This window comes from Tissierella sp. (genome assembly GCF_052089545.1).
In the GTDB taxonomy this organism is placed as follows: Bacteria; Bacillota; Clostridia; order Tissierellales; family Tissierellaceae; genus Tissierella_A.
The window spans coordinates 10,301-25,307 of sequence record NZ_JBQDAA010000011.1; the positions used below are offsets into that span (position 1 = coordinate 10,301).

Annotated in this window: 20 protein-coding genes; all 20 read left to right on the forward strand. The window is 31.0% G+C overall.

Annotated features, from left to right (window positions below):
• The first annotated feature begins 3 nt into the window (after positions 1-3).
• The 20 genes from ACTHW2_RS01980 to ACTHW2_RS02075 all read left to right on the forward strand — a co-directional run bounded on the left by ACTHW2_RS01980 (position 4) and on the right by ACTHW2_RS02075 (position 14,980).
• Positions 4-135, forward strand: coding sequence for a hypothetical protein (locus tag ACTHW2_RS01980; protein WP_442262070.1), 132 nt, complete (start codon positions 4-6; stop codon positions 133-135).
• 12 nt (positions 136-147) lie between these two features.
• Positions 148-1,149, forward strand: a complete 1,002-nt coding sequence (locus ACTHW2_RS01985; RefSeq protein ID WP_442262051.1) for a protein-glutamate methylesterase/protein-glutamine glutaminase — start codon at positions 148-150, stop codon at positions 1,147-1,149.
• A complete protein-coding gene (locus tag ACTHW2_RS01990) occupies positions 1,149-1,922 on the forward strand; it encodes a CheR family methyltransferase (RefSeq protein ID WP_442262052.1) in 774 nt (257 codons plus the stop codon). The genes ACTHW2_RS01985 and ACTHW2_RS01990 overlap by 1 nt, the downstream gene beginning before the upstream one ends.
• Before the next feature lie 19 nt (positions 1,923-1,941).
• Entirely contained in the window at positions 1,942-3,963 is a 2,022-nt protein-coding gene (locus ACTHW2_RS01995; RefSeq protein WP_442262053.1) for a chemotaxis protein CheW, read from the forward strand.
• Positions 3,964-3,968: 5 nt separating this feature from the next.
• The gene (locus tag ACTHW2_RS02000) at positions 3,969-4,568 is read left to right on the forward strand and encodes a chemotaxis protein CheC (RefSeq protein WP_442262054.1); all 600 of its coding nucleotides are present in this window, start codon (positions 3,969-3,971) and stop codon (positions 4,566-4,568) included.
• A gap of 11 nt (positions 4,569-4,579) precedes the next feature.
• Entirely contained in the window at positions 4,580-4,942 is a 363-nt protein-coding gene (locus tag ACTHW2_RS02005) for a response regulator (protein ID WP_442262055.1), read from the forward strand.
• Positions 4,943-4,954: 12 nt separating this feature from the next.
• Positions 4,955-5,356: a chemotaxis protein CheW gene (locus tag ACTHW2_RS02010; protein ID WP_442262056.1), complete on the forward strand. Its 402-nt coding sequence runs from the start codon at positions 4,955-4,957 to the stop codon at positions 5,354-5,356.
• 2 nt (positions 5,357-5,358) lie between these two features.
• Positions 5,359-6,360: a flagellar motor switch protein FliM gene (gene fliM / locus ACTHW2_RS02015; RefSeq protein ID WP_442262057.1), complete on the forward strand. Its 1,002-nt coding sequence runs from the start codon at positions 5,359-5,361 to the stop codon at positions 6,358-6,360.
• On the forward strand, positions 6,353-7,480 hold the full coding sequence (gene fliY, locus ACTHW2_RS02020) for a flagellar motor switch phosphatase FliY (protein ID WP_442262058.1): 1,128 nt from the start codon (positions 6,353-6,355) through the stop codon (positions 7,478-7,480). Before fliM ends, fliY begins: the two co-directional genes overlap by 8 nt.
• Positions 7,481-7,540: 60 nt before the next feature.
• On the forward strand, positions 7,541-7,837 hold the full coding sequence (gene flgM / locus ACTHW2_RS02025) for a flagellar biosynthesis anti-sigma factor FlgM (RefSeq protein WP_442262059.1): 297 nt from the start codon (positions 7,541-7,543) through the stop codon (positions 7,835-7,837).
• The gene (locus tag ACTHW2_RS02030) at positions 7,834-8,196 is read left to right on the forward strand and encodes a hypothetical protein (RefSeq protein WP_442262060.1); all 363 of its coding nucleotides are present in this window, start codon (positions 7,834-7,836) and stop codon (positions 8,194-8,196) included. The genes flgM and ACTHW2_RS02030 overlap by 4 nt, the downstream gene beginning before the upstream one ends.
• Positions 8,197-8,209: 13 nt before the next feature.
• Positions 8,210-9,718 carry a flagellar hook-associated protein FlgK gene (flgK, locus tag ACTHW2_RS02035; RefSeq protein ID WP_442262061.1) on the forward strand — a complete coding sequence of 503 codons (1,509 nt, stop codon included), beginning with the start codon at positions 8,210-8,212 and terminating at the stop codon, positions 9,716-9,718.
• A gap of 3 nt (positions 9,719-9,721) precedes the next feature.
• Positions 9,722-10,663 (forward strand): flagellar hook-associated protein FlgL, encoded by a 942-nt coding sequence (flgL, locus tag ACTHW2_RS02040; protein ID WP_442262062.1) that lies wholly within the window; start codon positions 9,722-9,724, stop codon positions 10,661-10,663.
• 349 nt (positions 10,664-11,012) lie between these two features.
• Complete coding sequence (fliW, locus tag ACTHW2_RS02045; RefSeq protein ID WP_442262063.1) at positions 11,013-11,450, forward strand: flagellar assembly protein FliW; 438 nt, start codon at positions 11,013-11,015, stop codon at positions 11,448-11,450.
• 2 nt (positions 11,451-11,452) lie between these two features.
• Positions 11,453-11,671: a carbon storage regulator CsrA gene (csrA, locus tag ACTHW2_RS02050; RefSeq protein ID WP_442262064.1), complete on the forward strand. Its 219-nt coding sequence runs from the start codon at positions 11,453-11,455 to the stop codon at positions 11,669-11,671.
• Between the two features lie 76 nt (positions 11,672-11,747).
• Positions 11,748-11,927: a YjfB family protein gene (locus tag ACTHW2_RS02055; protein ID WP_442262065.1), complete on the forward strand. Its 180-nt coding sequence runs from the start codon at positions 11,748-11,750 to the stop codon at positions 11,925-11,927.
• A gap of 180 nt (positions 11,928-12,107) precedes the next feature.
• Entirely contained in the window at positions 12,108-12,866 is a 759-nt protein-coding gene (locus tag ACTHW2_RS02060; protein WP_442262066.1) for a FliA/WhiG family RNA polymerase sigma factor, read from the forward strand.
• Positions 12,866-13,270, forward strand: coding sequence for a hypothetical protein (locus tag ACTHW2_RS02065; protein ID WP_442262067.1), 405 nt, complete (start codon positions 12,866-12,868; stop codon positions 13,268-13,270). The genes ACTHW2_RS02060 and ACTHW2_RS02065 overlap by 1 nt, the downstream gene beginning before the upstream one ends.
• A gap of 170 nt (positions 13,271-13,440) precedes the next feature.
• Positions 13,441-14,196 (forward strand): flagellar hook-basal body protein, encoded by a 756-nt coding sequence (locus ACTHW2_RS02070; protein WP_442262068.1) that lies wholly within the window; start codon positions 13,441-13,443, stop codon positions 14,194-14,196.
• Positions 14,197-14,209: 13 nt separating this feature from the next.
• A complete protein-coding gene (locus ACTHW2_RS02075) occupies positions 14,210-14,980 on the forward strand; it encodes a flagellar hook-basal body protein (protein WP_442262069.1) in 771 nt (256 codons plus the stop codon).
• The last annotated feature ends 27 nt before the right edge of the window (positions 14,981-15,007 follow it).

Below are 15,007 nucleotides of genomic sequence, written 5' to 3' on the forward strand. Positions count from 1 at the left end.
ATCATACTAAAAGACCTTAATATACCTATTATCTCAAGTGACACAGGAGGAAAAATAGGACGAACTATGGTTGTTGATTTAGAAAACTTTTACGTAAGTATAAAAAATGGTAGTAAAGAAATTAAAAGACTTTAGGGGTGTGGTATTATGGACAAAAGATTGATGGTAGTGGATGATTCAGCATTTATGAGAAAGATAATATCAGATTCTATTAAAGATGTAGAAGGCATAAAAGTAGCTGGCATAGCTAGAAATGGAATAGATGCATTAGAAAAGATTGATAGGCTAAAGCCTGATATTATAACTTTAGATATAGAAATGCCAAAACTTAACGGCATAGAAACTTTAAAGGAGATAAAAAACAACTACGACATACCTGTTATAATGCTAAGTTCTATTACGAAAACAGATACAACTATAAAAGCATTAGAACTTGGAGCTATAGATTTCATAGAAAAGCCGGAAAATTTAAATGAGAACCTAGATAAATTTAAAAATGAATTAGAGTTAAAAGTAGGATCGCTTGTTGCTTGTAAAAACTGTACTAATAATGAAAGAAAAAAGATTAGTTTAAGTAATGATATATCTAAAACAAATGCAATAGTAATAGGTGCGTCTACAGGAGGACCTAAAGCGTTAGTATATTTAATAGAAAATCTTCCTTCCATAAATATACCAATATTTATAACTCAACATATGCCAAAGGGCTTTACCTTATCATTTGCAGAAAGATTAGACAAGCTTACAGGAGCAAGGGTAGTAGAAGCAAAGGATAATATGAAAATAGAAAATGGAACTATATATATAGCACCGGGAGATTTTCACATGAGGCTTGAAAATGGAAGTATAAAGTTATCAAAAGAAGAAAAACTGCATGGAGTAAGACCGGCTGTAGACTATCTTTTTGAAAGCGCTGCTAAAACATATAGAGAAAAGTTAGTTGGCATAATACTTACTGGAATGGGAAGAGACGGGACGGATGGAATGAAAAAGATAAAAGAAAAAGGTGGTACTACAATAGCACAAGATGAAGCTACAAGTGTAGTCTTTGGTATGCCAGGAAGTGCTATTGAAAATGGATTAGTAGATGAGGTTTTGAGCTTAGAGAACATATCTAAAACCTTAAATAATATATTAAGGGTGAAATAATGGAATTAAAATTTGATTATTTTTATGATTGGGCAAAGAAAAAACTAAATTTAGACTTACGTGCATACAAACAAAAACAACTTCAAAGAAGGATAACAACAGTTATGAGAAATGGAGGAGCGGCAAGCTTAGAAGAGTATAGTAAACTTATAGAAAAAGATGCAAATATAAAGCAGCAATTTCTAGACTATATAACTATAAATGTAACAGATTTTTTTAGAAATAAGGATATATTTAGTGAGTTTGAAAGAATAGTTACAAGCGATCTAAATCCTAAATTTGGTCCTTTAAAAATATGGAGTGCAGCGTGTTCTATAGGAAGTGAACCATATTCATTAGGTATAATAATGGATAAGAACAATTTACCTATAAAAGGTAAGATACTTGCAACTGATATAGATGAAATGATCTTAACTAGAGCAAAAGAAGGAAGTTACAAAGAAACGGAAATAAAAAACCTAGACAGTGTGGATTTAAAAAGATACTTTGTATTGGAAAAGGACCTATATAATATAGATAAAAATATTAAAAAGATGGTAGAATTTAAGAAACATGATTTAATACTAGGTAGATATGGAACTGGATTTCACATAATAATATGTAGAAATGTGACCATATACTTTAAAAATGAAGTAAAAGATGAAATATATAAAAAGTTTAATGATGCTTTAGTTCCAGGAGGCGTTTTATTTACAGGGGCAACAGAAAGCATATATAATCCTGAAAAACTAGGATTTAGAAAACTATCTACATTTATATATGAAAAAGTATAAGGTAAAAGGAGTGTAAAGAATGGATGATACTACTAAATATCGTGAACTTTTTTTTGAAGAGACAGATGAATACTTACAAACTTTAAACGATTGTATATTAGAACTAGAAGAACACCCTGAAGAAAAGGGGCTTTTAGATGAAATATTTAGGGCGGCACACACTTTAAAGGGAATGGCAGCAACTATGGGATATAAGACTATGACAGAACTGACCCATAGCATGGAAAATGTATTTGAGTTATTTAAAAATGGAAGCTTAAAAATAAGAGGAGAAGTTATAACACTTATATTTTCATGTCTTGATAAACTATCGGAAATAGTAGAAGACTTGAGAGAAGATATAGAAAAAGAGTATGATATAAGTGAACTATTAGAAGAACTAGAAGCTTTAAGTTCTGGAGATACTAAAAAGGAAAAATCGGATGTGGAAGATTTTACGACTATTTCAGAAAATGAACTAGATGAAACTTTAAAGATGCTAATAAACAATGGAAAAGAAAGATCATACAAGGCATATACAATAGCAATAAGGCTAGATGACAAATGTATATTAAAAGGTGCAAGATCTTATCTTATTATAAACAAATTAGAACAAAATGGTGATGTAATTCATCTAGAACCTGCTGCTGAAAAATTAGAAGAAGGCGATTTTGATAAGGTATTTAAAATAATATATTTAAGTAAAATGAGCCTAGAAGAAGTAGAAGAAAATATAAACAACAATGTAGAAATAGAAACTATAAAAGTAGAAGAATTACAAACATCAAAACTATCAAAGGCTGTAGAAGTTTCAGATGATGAAATAAAAAATAAAGGAGAAGAAAAAGAAGAAGAAAGTAAAACTGTTAAGCCTACAAAAGAAAAAGAAAATACATCTAGTAAATCTAGTAGTCACCATACTATGAATCAATCTATAAGAGTAGACTTAAGTAGACTTGATAGATTTATGAACCTTGTATCAGAACTTGTAATATATAGGACAAGACTAGAAGACTTAAGTACAAAATATAAGGCAACAGAAATATATGAACCACTGGAAAATGTTGAAAGAATAACATCTGAACTTCAAGATTTAGTCTTAAAGATAAGGATGCAACCTGTAAATGTAGTCCTCAATAGATTTCCAAGGATGATAAGAGACCTTTCTAAAGAATTAGATAAGGATATAGAACTTCTTATTCAAGGAGAAGAAACAGAGCTTGATAGAACAGTTGTAAGTGAACTAGCAGAGCCCTTAGTTCACCTTATAAGAAATGCTGCAGACCACGGGATAGAATCACGTGAAAGAAGAAAAGAACTTGAAAAACCTAAAAAAGGCCTTATAAACCTCACTGCTTATCAAGAAGGAAACAGAGTAATACTAATAGTAAAAGATGATGGTAAAGGTTTAGATCCTCAGGTAATAGAAAAAAGCGCCCAAAGAAAAGGTATAGAAACAAAGGGCTTAAATGAAAGAGATATGGTAAACTTAATATTTCATCCAGGATTTTCTACTGTAGAAAATGTTACAAATGTATCGGGTAGAGGCGTTGGTATGGACGTAGTAAGACAAAAGATAATAAGTCTTGGAGGAAGTATAGATGTAGAAAGTGTAGTAAATGAAGGATCTACCTTTACAATTAAACTTCCGCTTACCTTATCTATCATACAAGCCCTTATGGTTAAAATAGGAGAGGAGACATTTGCACTTCCTCTTGGTATAATAGAAACTATAGTAAAAGTAAAAAAAGAAGAAATAATTCTATCACATGATAAAGAAATCTATGTATATAGAGAAAGTATGGTACCTGTTATAAGAATAAATGAAAAACTCGGCATAGAATCAACTAGCCAAAACAATCACTTGATACTTATAACCCTGGGACATAAATACTACGCACTTTTGGTAGATGATCTTATAGGGCAACAAGAAATAGCTATAAAAAAACTAAGTGGAACTCTTGGAAACATGAAGGAATATCTAGGAGCTACAATACTTGGAAATGGAGATATAACTCTTATATTAGATGTAGGAAACTTATGTAAGGAAGAGGGGAACTGATAAAAGTGATTGATAGCAAATATACACCTCTACAAATTGACTGCTTAAAGGAAGTTGTAAATATAGGTGGAGGAAATGCAGCTACAAGTTTATCTAAACTTTTAAATAAAAGAATCGATATGACAGTGCCTATTATAGAGGTTTTAAGTTATGAAGAAGTTTATAAAAATATTATGGCTGAAGACAAAGTAATAAATTCTGTTATAATGAATATGTTGGGTGATGGAGAAGGCATATTTGTATTTGTAGCATCAGAAGAAGCTACAAGTGATCTAGCTAAAATGATGATGAGAAGTGACGAAGATATGTCAGAAGAAATAGAAAACTCTGCACTTGTAGAACTTGTCAATATAACAGTTTCATCATTTTTAAATGCTATAAGCAAGATGATAGATGCAAACCTTATAACATCTATACCACTTCAAATAACAGATATGTTTGGAGCTGTACTTAGTAGTGTTTATATGGAAACAGAATATTATGATGAAAATATAATGATTATCAAAAATGAATTTTCCTACAATGGAAACAAAATCGATACTTCGCTTTATTTTGTACCGAGACCAGGAGTATTAGAAAATTTATTTAAAACATTAGGAGTTTAGGGGGAAAGAAAATGTCAAAAAAAGTATTAATAGTAGATGATGCAGTTTTTATGAGAATGAAATTAAGAGATATATTAGAAAAAAATGGTTATGAAGTAGTAGCGGAAGCCCAAAATGGTGTAGAAGCAGTGGAAAAATTTAAACAAGAATCTCCAGATTTAGTGACTATGGATATAACAATGCCAGAGATGGATGGAGTAGCAGCACTAAAAGAGATAAAATCTGCAAATGCAGATGCTAAGGTTATAATGTGCAGTGCTATGGGCCAGCAATCAATGGTTATGGAAGCTATACAATCAGGGGCACTTGACTTTATAGTAAAGCCATTTGATACAGATAGGGTACTTCAATCAATAGAAAGAGTAATGGGATAGGTAGGTGAAGATATGCAGATAATCATATTTACCTTAAATGATAAATATTATGCAATAAACACAAAAGAGGTAGAAGAGATAACAAAGACCATATCTCTAACCAATGTACCAAATTCAGAAGATTGGACAGAAGGGCTAATAAACTTAAGAGGAAATGTTGTAACACTTATAAATATGAATAAATTATTATTACAAGAAGAAGATTCATGTTACAATAATATTATAATAGTAGAAAATGAAGAAGAAAGAATAGGTATTTTAGTAAAAGAAGTAATAGAAGTAGTAAATATTGAAGAAGAAAAAATAGAAAATTTCAATATAGATAATGATGGAATACTAGGAATATATAGAATTGAAAATAGAGTAATAAATATTATAGATATAGATTCATTACTTTATAAAAATGAGGGATAGATGTGAGCCAAGTATTATCACAACAAGAAATAGATAGTCTTTTAAATGCCTTAAATACTGGAGAATTAGATCCAGAAGCTTTAAAAGAAGAGGAAGAAGAAGTAAAAGTTAGACTGTATGATTTTAGGAGACCTATAAAATTATCAAAAGAGTATACAAACACTCTACATATGATATTTGAAAACTTTTCTAAAGTTACATCTAACCTTTTAACAACCCAGCTTAGACATGGAGTGAATATAACACTTGGCGCTGTAGAACAGATGAGTTATGACGAATTTATCCGTTCTATGCCAAAGTTTACACTCCTAACACTGTTTAGTGCAGATGGTCTAAGCGGTACTCAAATGTTAGAGATAAACCCACAGTTTTGCATACAAGCAGTAGAGCTTTTATGTGGAGGGGGGTCTACTGATTATACTCAAAAATTAGAAAAAAAGGATAAGTTTACTGACATAGAACTAGGTATGTTAGAAGAAGTAGTAGGAGATATTTTAAAAGGATTTGAAATATCTTGGAGTGAAATAATAGAAACAAATCCTAAGATCCTGTCTCTAGAAACAAATCCACAACTAGGACAAAACATGTCACCAAATGAGCCGGTTATACTTGCAAGTTTTACAGTGGAAATATTTAAAAAGAAAAGTTTTATAAATATATGTATACCATACATATCTTTTGAAAATATACTTGATAAATTAAGTTTTAGAAACTGGTTTGACTTTGAGAAAGATGTAAATGATAAAAGTAAAGATATACTTACAGACAATCTTATGACAGCGCAGGTAGATCTTGAGGTTCTACTTGGGAAATCAGAGATAACAGTAAGTGACTTTTTAGAACTAGAGCTTGGAGATATAATACAGCTAGATGTAAAGTCAAAAGATCCACTAAAGCTTTATGTAGAAGACAAACTACACTTCCTTGTAAAACCAGGACAAGTCGAAGAAAAACTAGGAGTAGAAATACTCAAATTTATAGAAGAAGGTGAACAAGATGAGTAATGATTTTTTATCTCAAGAAGAAATAGATGCATTATTAAATAAAAATGGTGGCGGGAAAAAGGAAGAAAAAGAAGAGGAAAAAGTAGAAGAACTAGATAGTGTGAAAAAAGATATAATAGGAGAAGTTGGAAATATATCTATGTCTACTGCAGCAACGACCCTTTCTTCTATACTAAACCATAGGGTACTTATAACAACACCTAGAGTGTCTATAGTGCCTTTTCAGTCAGTAATTGAAGAATGTACAATACCAAAAGTTGTGGCAAACATAGAATTTAAAGAAGGTTTAGAAGGAGACAACTTTCTTATGGTTGACGAAGGGGACGCAGCCATAATAGCAGACCTTATGATGGGAGGAGACGGTAGCTCTCCCAATAAAGAACTTACAGAACTTGAAATAAGCGCAGTAGCAGAAGCTATGAACCAGATGATAGGATCAGCTTCTACATCTATGGCAACTATGCTAAATAGGGCTATAGACATACTTCCACCAGATGTAAGTGTTTGGAAAGACGAAGAATCTATAAACCATGAAATAAAAAAGAGTGATAAACATATCTGCAAGATAGCATTTGACTTAACTGTAGAAGGACTTATAGAAAGTGAAATAATGCAAGTTTATACTATGGAAACTGTAGAAGAGATAACAAGCATAATGTTAGGCGAATCAGAAGAAAAAGAAGAAGTAAAACCAGTTCAAGAAAAACAAAAGGTAAAAGAAAAGCCTAAGCTAGAAAAAAACCAAGAAAAACAAGACGAAGAATATGAAATGGAGCCTGTAAAAGAAGTGAAAAAGAAGGTAACAGTTCAAAAACCAGCATTCCAAGACTTAGATGTTGATGGAGAAAAAAGAAAAGCACCTAGAAACTTAGATCTAATAATGGACGTACCACTAGAATTTAGTGTAGTTCTTGGCAAGAGTCAAAAGACTATACAAGAAGTTCTATCACTTAACAACGGATCTGTAATAGAGTTAAATAAACTAGCAGAAGAACCTCTAGAGATAAACGTAAACGGTAAACTTATAGCCGAAGGTGAAGTTGTAATCATAAACGAAAACTTCGGTATTAGAATTACAAACATACTTAGCAAGGAACAAAGAGTAAGAAATTTAAGATAAGACTTAAAAAAATAAAAATTTTTCCGATATAATTATTAAGGTAAAAGAGGAGGAGTTTATATGAAAATTAATAAATCTCATGAAAACTATAATAATTATATAAAAATTTCACAAAAAAGAGAAATCTCTAAAAAGGAAATAAAAACTTCAAAGGATAAAAATATAGATGTCCAAATCTCAGAGTCTTCTAAAAGACTTGCCCAATTTGTAAACTTAGAAAAAGATGAAGGTATAAGTGAAAGGGTAGAAACTATTAAAAAGGCTATAATGCAAGGAACATATAAGGTGGATGACAAAACTATAGCTAAAAAGATTATGGACAATATCTTTATCCAAAAGGGAGAAAAGCTTAAATGAATAAGAAAAACTTGATAAAGCATCTTGAATCTATATTTAAACTTTTAGAAGAAGAAAAAAAGGTTTTAATAGAAAATGATGGAGATGCTTTATTTGACATTATAAAGCAAAAAGATAATTACATAAAAGACTTGGAAAAATTTAAGGGATCAGATTTAGAAGATGAAAAGATAAAAAAGCTTATAGAAGAGATAGACTCCTTACAAGAGATAAATCTTCTTTTAACTAAACAAGCTCTCTCTTTTCAAGAAAACTTTTTAGAATCACTTTCAAAAGCTTCTAAAAACTCAAATACATATTCCAATGTTGGGAACTATGAAAAAAACAGCAGTGTAAATATAGTAGAAAAAGAAGTATAGGAGGGTGTAAATCATGGCAGGAATATTTTCTTCATTTAATACAGCGACAAAGGGACTAATGGCTTCACAAACAGCCCTTCATACTACAGGACACAATATATCAAATGTAAATACAGAAGGTTTCACCAGACAAAGGGTAGATATGAAAGCAGACAGAGCCTATAGCTACACAGGAGTAGGACAACTTGGAACTGGTGTAAAGATGGAAGCAGTAGTTCGTATGATAGACGACCACGTAAGTAAGCAGGTTAGAACTGAAAACAGTACATTAAATAGATTTGGTGAAAAATCAGATGTTATAAACCAACTAGAAGTAATCTTTAACGAGCCATCTGATACAGGGCTAAACTTTAACATAGGTGAAATGTTTGATGCCTTCCAAAACTTAAGTGAAAATCCAGGAGATATAAACTATAAAACAGTAGCAGTAGAAAAGATGAAGACCCTAACTGATAGTCTAAACCATATGGGAAGACAAATAAAAGGTTTAGAAGGGGAAACACATGATGCTATAGAAAAAAATGTTCTAGACTTTAACGCTACAGTAGAACAACTAAGTTCCTTAAACAAACAAATATTTAATATATCAATAAAAGGACAGATCCCAAACGACCTACTAGACCAAAGAGACCTCATGCTAAAAGATCTATCCGCTATAGGAGAAGTTAAGGTTGAGCTTGATGAATATGGTAGAGCTGATATTGAGCTGGGTGGAAAAGAAATATTAAGTAAAGAAGGAAAACAGCAATATATAAAGTATCATGAAGACACTAAAACTATAAATTTTGCTGATGAAGATGGAAACTTTGTTGATAAAGATGGAAATATTGTAGATGAGGATAACCTAGTTGAAGTAAATGTTGAAAATGGGAAAATCCTAGGCAATATAGATGCTCTAGACGATGTAAAACTAGCTGAGAATAAGTTGAACGACCTAGCTAAGACTATAGGTAAGGCTATAAATGAAGTTCATGGAAGTTTAAAGGTTAGGAATGAAAAAGATGCACCTGAAAATGGAGAGTTAAATGGTAGTCACTTTGACGTTGCAGGGCCTATATTTAAATTTGACACTAGTGATGATAACCCTGAAGGTACTCTAACTATAGGAATAAATGAAAAACTACTTGAAGATAATAGTCTTTTAAGAGGTGGAGAAAAACCAGTTGGACATAAAGACTATTCTCAAGAAGACAACTCCAAAGCTTTAGAACTTGCTGGGCTTAGAAGTAAAAAACTTGATGCAGATGGTCAAGAAACTTCAGAAGGAAATACCATAAGTGGAAGCTATAGAGATATAGTAATAAAAATAGGTGTATCCAAACAACACTCAGACAATATGGTAGACAACCAAATAGCCTTGACAAACCAATTAGAAATGCGTAGGGAGTCAGTATCCGGAGTATCTATAAACGATGAAATAACAGATGTTATAAAATTTCAAAAATCATATGAGGCAAATGCTAAAGTTATATCAGCACTTACAGAGATGTTAGATGTACTCATAAATAGAACAGGGGTGTAAAAGATGAGAATAACAAACAATACAATGAATAATACTTTCTTAAACAACTTAAATAAAAACTTAAGAAAAATGATGAAAGCCCAAGAACAAGCTACAACAGGAAAAGCAGTATCAAGACCATCAGATAATCCCCTGCTGGTAGGAAAGATACTTTCTATGAAAGACAATATACAGCAAAACGAACAATATAATACAAATATAAACAATGCCCTAGGTTGGGTAAAAACCCAAGACACAGCACTTAATGATGCGGGTAAAACTATGAACCAAATAAGAGATAATATAATATATGGAGCAAATGGATCCTTATCAGAAACTGATAGATTAGCTATAAGAGACGAAGTGGTAGAAAGTATTGGAGAACTTAAGGATATACTAAATACTAACTTTGACGGAAGATATATATTTGCAGGACAAAAAACAGATAAACCACCATTTATTGAAGAGGAAATATTTGAATCACCCGGAGTATCTTTTGATCCTAAGAAATTTGAATTAACTTACAATGGTAATGATAAAAACATAAAAAGAGAAATAGCCCAAGGAGTTACTATAGAACTAAGAACAGACGGTGGAGATATAACTAAAATTGAAGGTGGAGAAGACTTAGGAAACTTTTTAAATGAGGTTGTAAAAGCTTTAGAAAGTGGAGATCAAAAAGAGCTTGATAAATTGTCTGGTGAACACTTAGATAAGGCTGATAAGTTTATAGACAAGCTCCTTCAAACAAGATCCAAAATAGGAGCTACCCACAACAGACTTGAAGCAGCAGAAGAAAGAAATAAATCTGAAAATATAAACCTAAGTGGAGTATTATCAGAAAAAGAAGACGTTGACCTAGCAGAGTCCTATATGAACTATATAATGATGACAACAGCCTACCAATCATCACTTTCAATGGGAGCAAAGATACTACAGCCAAGCTTGATGGACTATTTAAGATAATGCCGGATAAATTATAAAAACGGCCGTAAGATATAAAATTTAAGAAGTATAATCACACGCAGAAAAAATAGCTCCCAAACTCACTACGTTCATACAGTGGGAAGCTAAACCTTTTTTTCTACTTAGTGAATACTTCTTTAAATTTTATAAAATATACGATCCTTATTTTATAATTTATCCTCCTTGATCTAGTGAAACGAAGAATTTTGTTCTTGTCATTCTGCGACGCCCCTTATGTGACTAGTCCTGTAAGGGAAGGCAGTGAAAAATCTACTCTCTTGATTTTGTCATTCTGAGTGTAACGAAGAATCTAATCTTTTGACTTTATATAAAAAAAGGATGTAATAAAATGGAAATAAACACTAAATATCTTGGAAAAGTAAATATAGACAAATCTAGTGTCCTATCCTTTCCCAATGGACTACTAGGCCTTAAAGATAGCAAGGAATTTGCTATCATAAATCTAGAAGATATACCTCATTTTAAATTTCTACAAGACATAAGGAATGAAAATATATCTTTTCTAGTTATAAATCCATGGGACTTCTTTTCTGACTACGACATTGAACTTCCAGACGATAAACTTAAAAACATAGATATAAATCCAAAGGGTGACAACCTTATGGAAATATATACTATAATAACCTTATCAAAAGAGTTCAAAAAAAGCACAGCAAACCTCTTAGCACCTGTAGTTATAAATTTAAAGGAAAAGAAGGGCAAGCAAATTGTCCTAAACAACAGCCCTTACACCACAAAACATCCTATATTTAAGGAAGGTGTTTAAGTATGCTTATTTTAAATAGAAAAATAGGTGAATCTATAATCATAGGAGAAGATATAGAAATAACTATACTTGAAGTTTCAGATGGAAGAGTGAAGATAGGTATAGATGCCCCAGAAGATATAAATATACTAAGAAAAGAAATATATATAGATATAACTGAAGAGAACAAGAAATCACTTGATATAGATAGTAATGTATTAGATATATTAAAAAAAATATAAAAGAGCTTAGGCTCTTTTTTTATAACCATAAGTAGGCTTATTGAGAAAGGAATTGATCCAATAGATAATAGCATCAATGTCAATAGGAATGAACCAAGCTAAAGTAACGCAAGAACTTGGGGTGTCACTCCTTAGAAAAGTATTAGATACTGCCGAAGTAGAAGTAATGGAGATTGCTAAACTATTAGAATCAAGTAGTGCTATAGAACTAGCAGTATCTCCACATCTTGGAAGCAGTATAGATATACAAGCATAAACTATTAAACTCAAAATTGGATAAGTTAACTAAAGAAAAAGGTTCTAAAGTAAATCTATTGAAATTTACTTTAGAGCCTTTTATCACTAGAAATAGAACGTCTGAATGTAACTCTGACTGTTAAAAGGTTGAAATGTATGATAAAATTATAGTGAAAACTATTTGTTAGGGGGTATATTTATGACAAGAGATATTATTGGCCTAATTAATAAAAAACTTAAAGAATTGGAACAAAATTTAATATTTTTAAAAAATGTTTCTTTTAAAATTAATAGGGGGAACTTAAAAGAAGACATAATAAGATATTGGGGTATTGAACGTGGGATACATATATGTATAGAATCAGTAATAGGACTTATTGATGCCCTTAAAAAATATGACGATAAAAAAGGTACATCTTTTGAAACTTATGCACATATAAGAGTTAGAGGGGCTATAATAGATGAACTTAGAAAACTTGGAAAGGTCTCTAGAAATAGGATAGACAAGCTAAACAACTATTATAGGGAAAAAGAAGAACTTGAAATATCACTGATGAGAACTCCAACAGAGGCAGAGATATGCGAAAAAATGAATATGGAAAAAAAGGACCTATTTGAAATTCATGAGACAGTAAATGATTTATCTAATATATCACTTGAAAGTGTACTTTTCCCACAGGAAGAAGGAACTTTTGGTATTATAGATGTTTTAGAAGACAAAGATGCACCTTCTCCTCAAGATGAGCTTATGAAAGACGAACAAAGTGAACTTTTAACAAGAGCTATAGAAACTTTAGAAGAAAGAGAAAAGATAATCTTAAACCTCTATTATGTAGAAGAACTTACATTGAAAGAAATAGGTCATGTACTAGATATATCTATTCCAAGAGTATCACAGATACATAGTAAAATTATAATTAGTTTAAGAGAAAAAATCAAAAAAATAGGAGCACAATAATGTTTTATATACTTGTCATATTAGGATCTATTTTTATAGCTTTAGGCGTTTTTTTAGAAAAGGAAAATAAGGATTTAAAGAAGAAAGATTTGTTTATAGATGAGCTTTATAATGATAAGACTCAAGAAAGCAAAAATCTTCAAAATAATGAAGTGAAAAAGACAAAACTATTAGAAGAAAGAATTGAAGATATTGAAGAAATATTATTTAAAAAGGCTTTAGAAGAAGAAATAAAAAAACCTAAAGCTATAGAAGAACAAGAAAAAGAGAAAGACTCTTTAGAAAAATATAAGCTTATAAAAAAATATGAAAAAGAAAATAAAAGTTTAGATGAAATATCAAAGCTTTTACATGTCAATAAAGGGGAGGTATTATTATTAAAAAATCTATACAAGAATTCATAAAAAAAAGGTCATATATCTTTATACCACTTGGTATAGGTATAATAATAAGTGCCATACTCATGAATATAAGCTACAAGTCAAAGGTAAATCTAAATGTAGAAAAAAAGCTAGATCCCTCGGGATGATATACCCTTATGAACAAAAAGTGATGGATGAAGGAGAGTCAAAAGATGATTAGAACTATGTATACTGTAAATAGAAATATGAATGTACTTCAAAAAAGGCAAGAAAATACTAGTGGAAACATATCTAATGCTAATACTCCAGGTTATAAATTTAAATCTTTGATGCAATCTACTTTAGAACCACATGAGATGATAAACTATGCTGGTGGAAAAGATAAGGATGAAAGACAAGTTTTAGGTGATTTTATATTTGGTAATCAAATAGATGAAACGATAACAAACCTTAAGGACGGTGCACTTTATCAAACGGAAAACTTTACAGATTTTGCTATTCAAGGAGAAGGTTTCTTTACTGTACAGCTTCAAAATGGTGGAAGAGGATATACTAGAAATGGTAACTTTAGAATAGAAGAAGATGGAGCACTAGTAACGCAAACTGGTGAAAGGGTACTTACCCAAAGAGGGGATGGAAGCATAGGTCCTACATATGTAGATGAAGATTTTAAGGTAGACCATTCTGGAAGGATAATTGGATCTGATTCAAGATTTGTAATATCAGAGTTTAATAACTATGATGATTTTATAGATATGGGTAATACTATATATACTACAAATGGTGGAGTAAATATTATAGAGGATCCTAGAATTATGCAAAACTACTTGGAATCATCAAATGTAGACTTTACAGATCAAATAGTAAAGATGATAGAGACTTCAAGAGAATTTGAGTCAAATCAAAAGATGATACAGACTGCTGATGAGACACTTTCAAAAGCTGTAAATGATATAGGAAGATTATAGGGGTGATTTATAAATGTACAATGTTTTATCTTTAAACAAAACAGGAATAAAAGCTCATCAAAGGAAAATGGATGGTATAGCTCATAATTTAGCAAATGTAAACACTCATGGATATAAAAGAAAAGAAGTAAACTTTGAAGAACTTCGTTTAAGAGAAGTTGAAGGTGATGTTTTAAAGTCTGATAAGGCTGAAGACTTTGCACTCAATATGGGATCAAAAGCAGGATATACAAAAACAACTTTTAATCAAGGTACTATAACTCCATCCTCTGAAAAGTTTAGTATGGCAATTGGCGGAGAAGGATTTTTTGGAGTAAGAGATGGAAATGGAAACCTTCTTTTAACTAGAAATGGAAGTTTTTATCAGGATGCAGATGGCAGTGTTTTAGATGAATCAGGAAACTATTTGGATATGGAAATATACCAACCATTTGAAAGTTGGAATGGTAATATAAATATAGCTAAAAATGGTCAGATAAGCAAGATAGAAAACGGCCAAGAAATAAACCTTGGCAGAGTAGTATTATATAAGCCAGATAACCCAGACAATCTTTTGCCACTTGATGGAGGTAAATATTTACTTAAAGAAGGTGCTGAGCTATATACTTCATTTGAAGATGAAGACTTTGGATCTATAAATCAATACTTTTTAGAGGAATCTAATGCAGATCTATCTAAAAGTATGGTAGATATGATAAGTACACAAAGGGTATATTCTATGAATGCTAAGGCACTTCAAACGACAGATGAAATAATGACAATGATAAATGGTATAAAACGATAAAAAGTAAAAGAAAGATTCTTCGTAAAC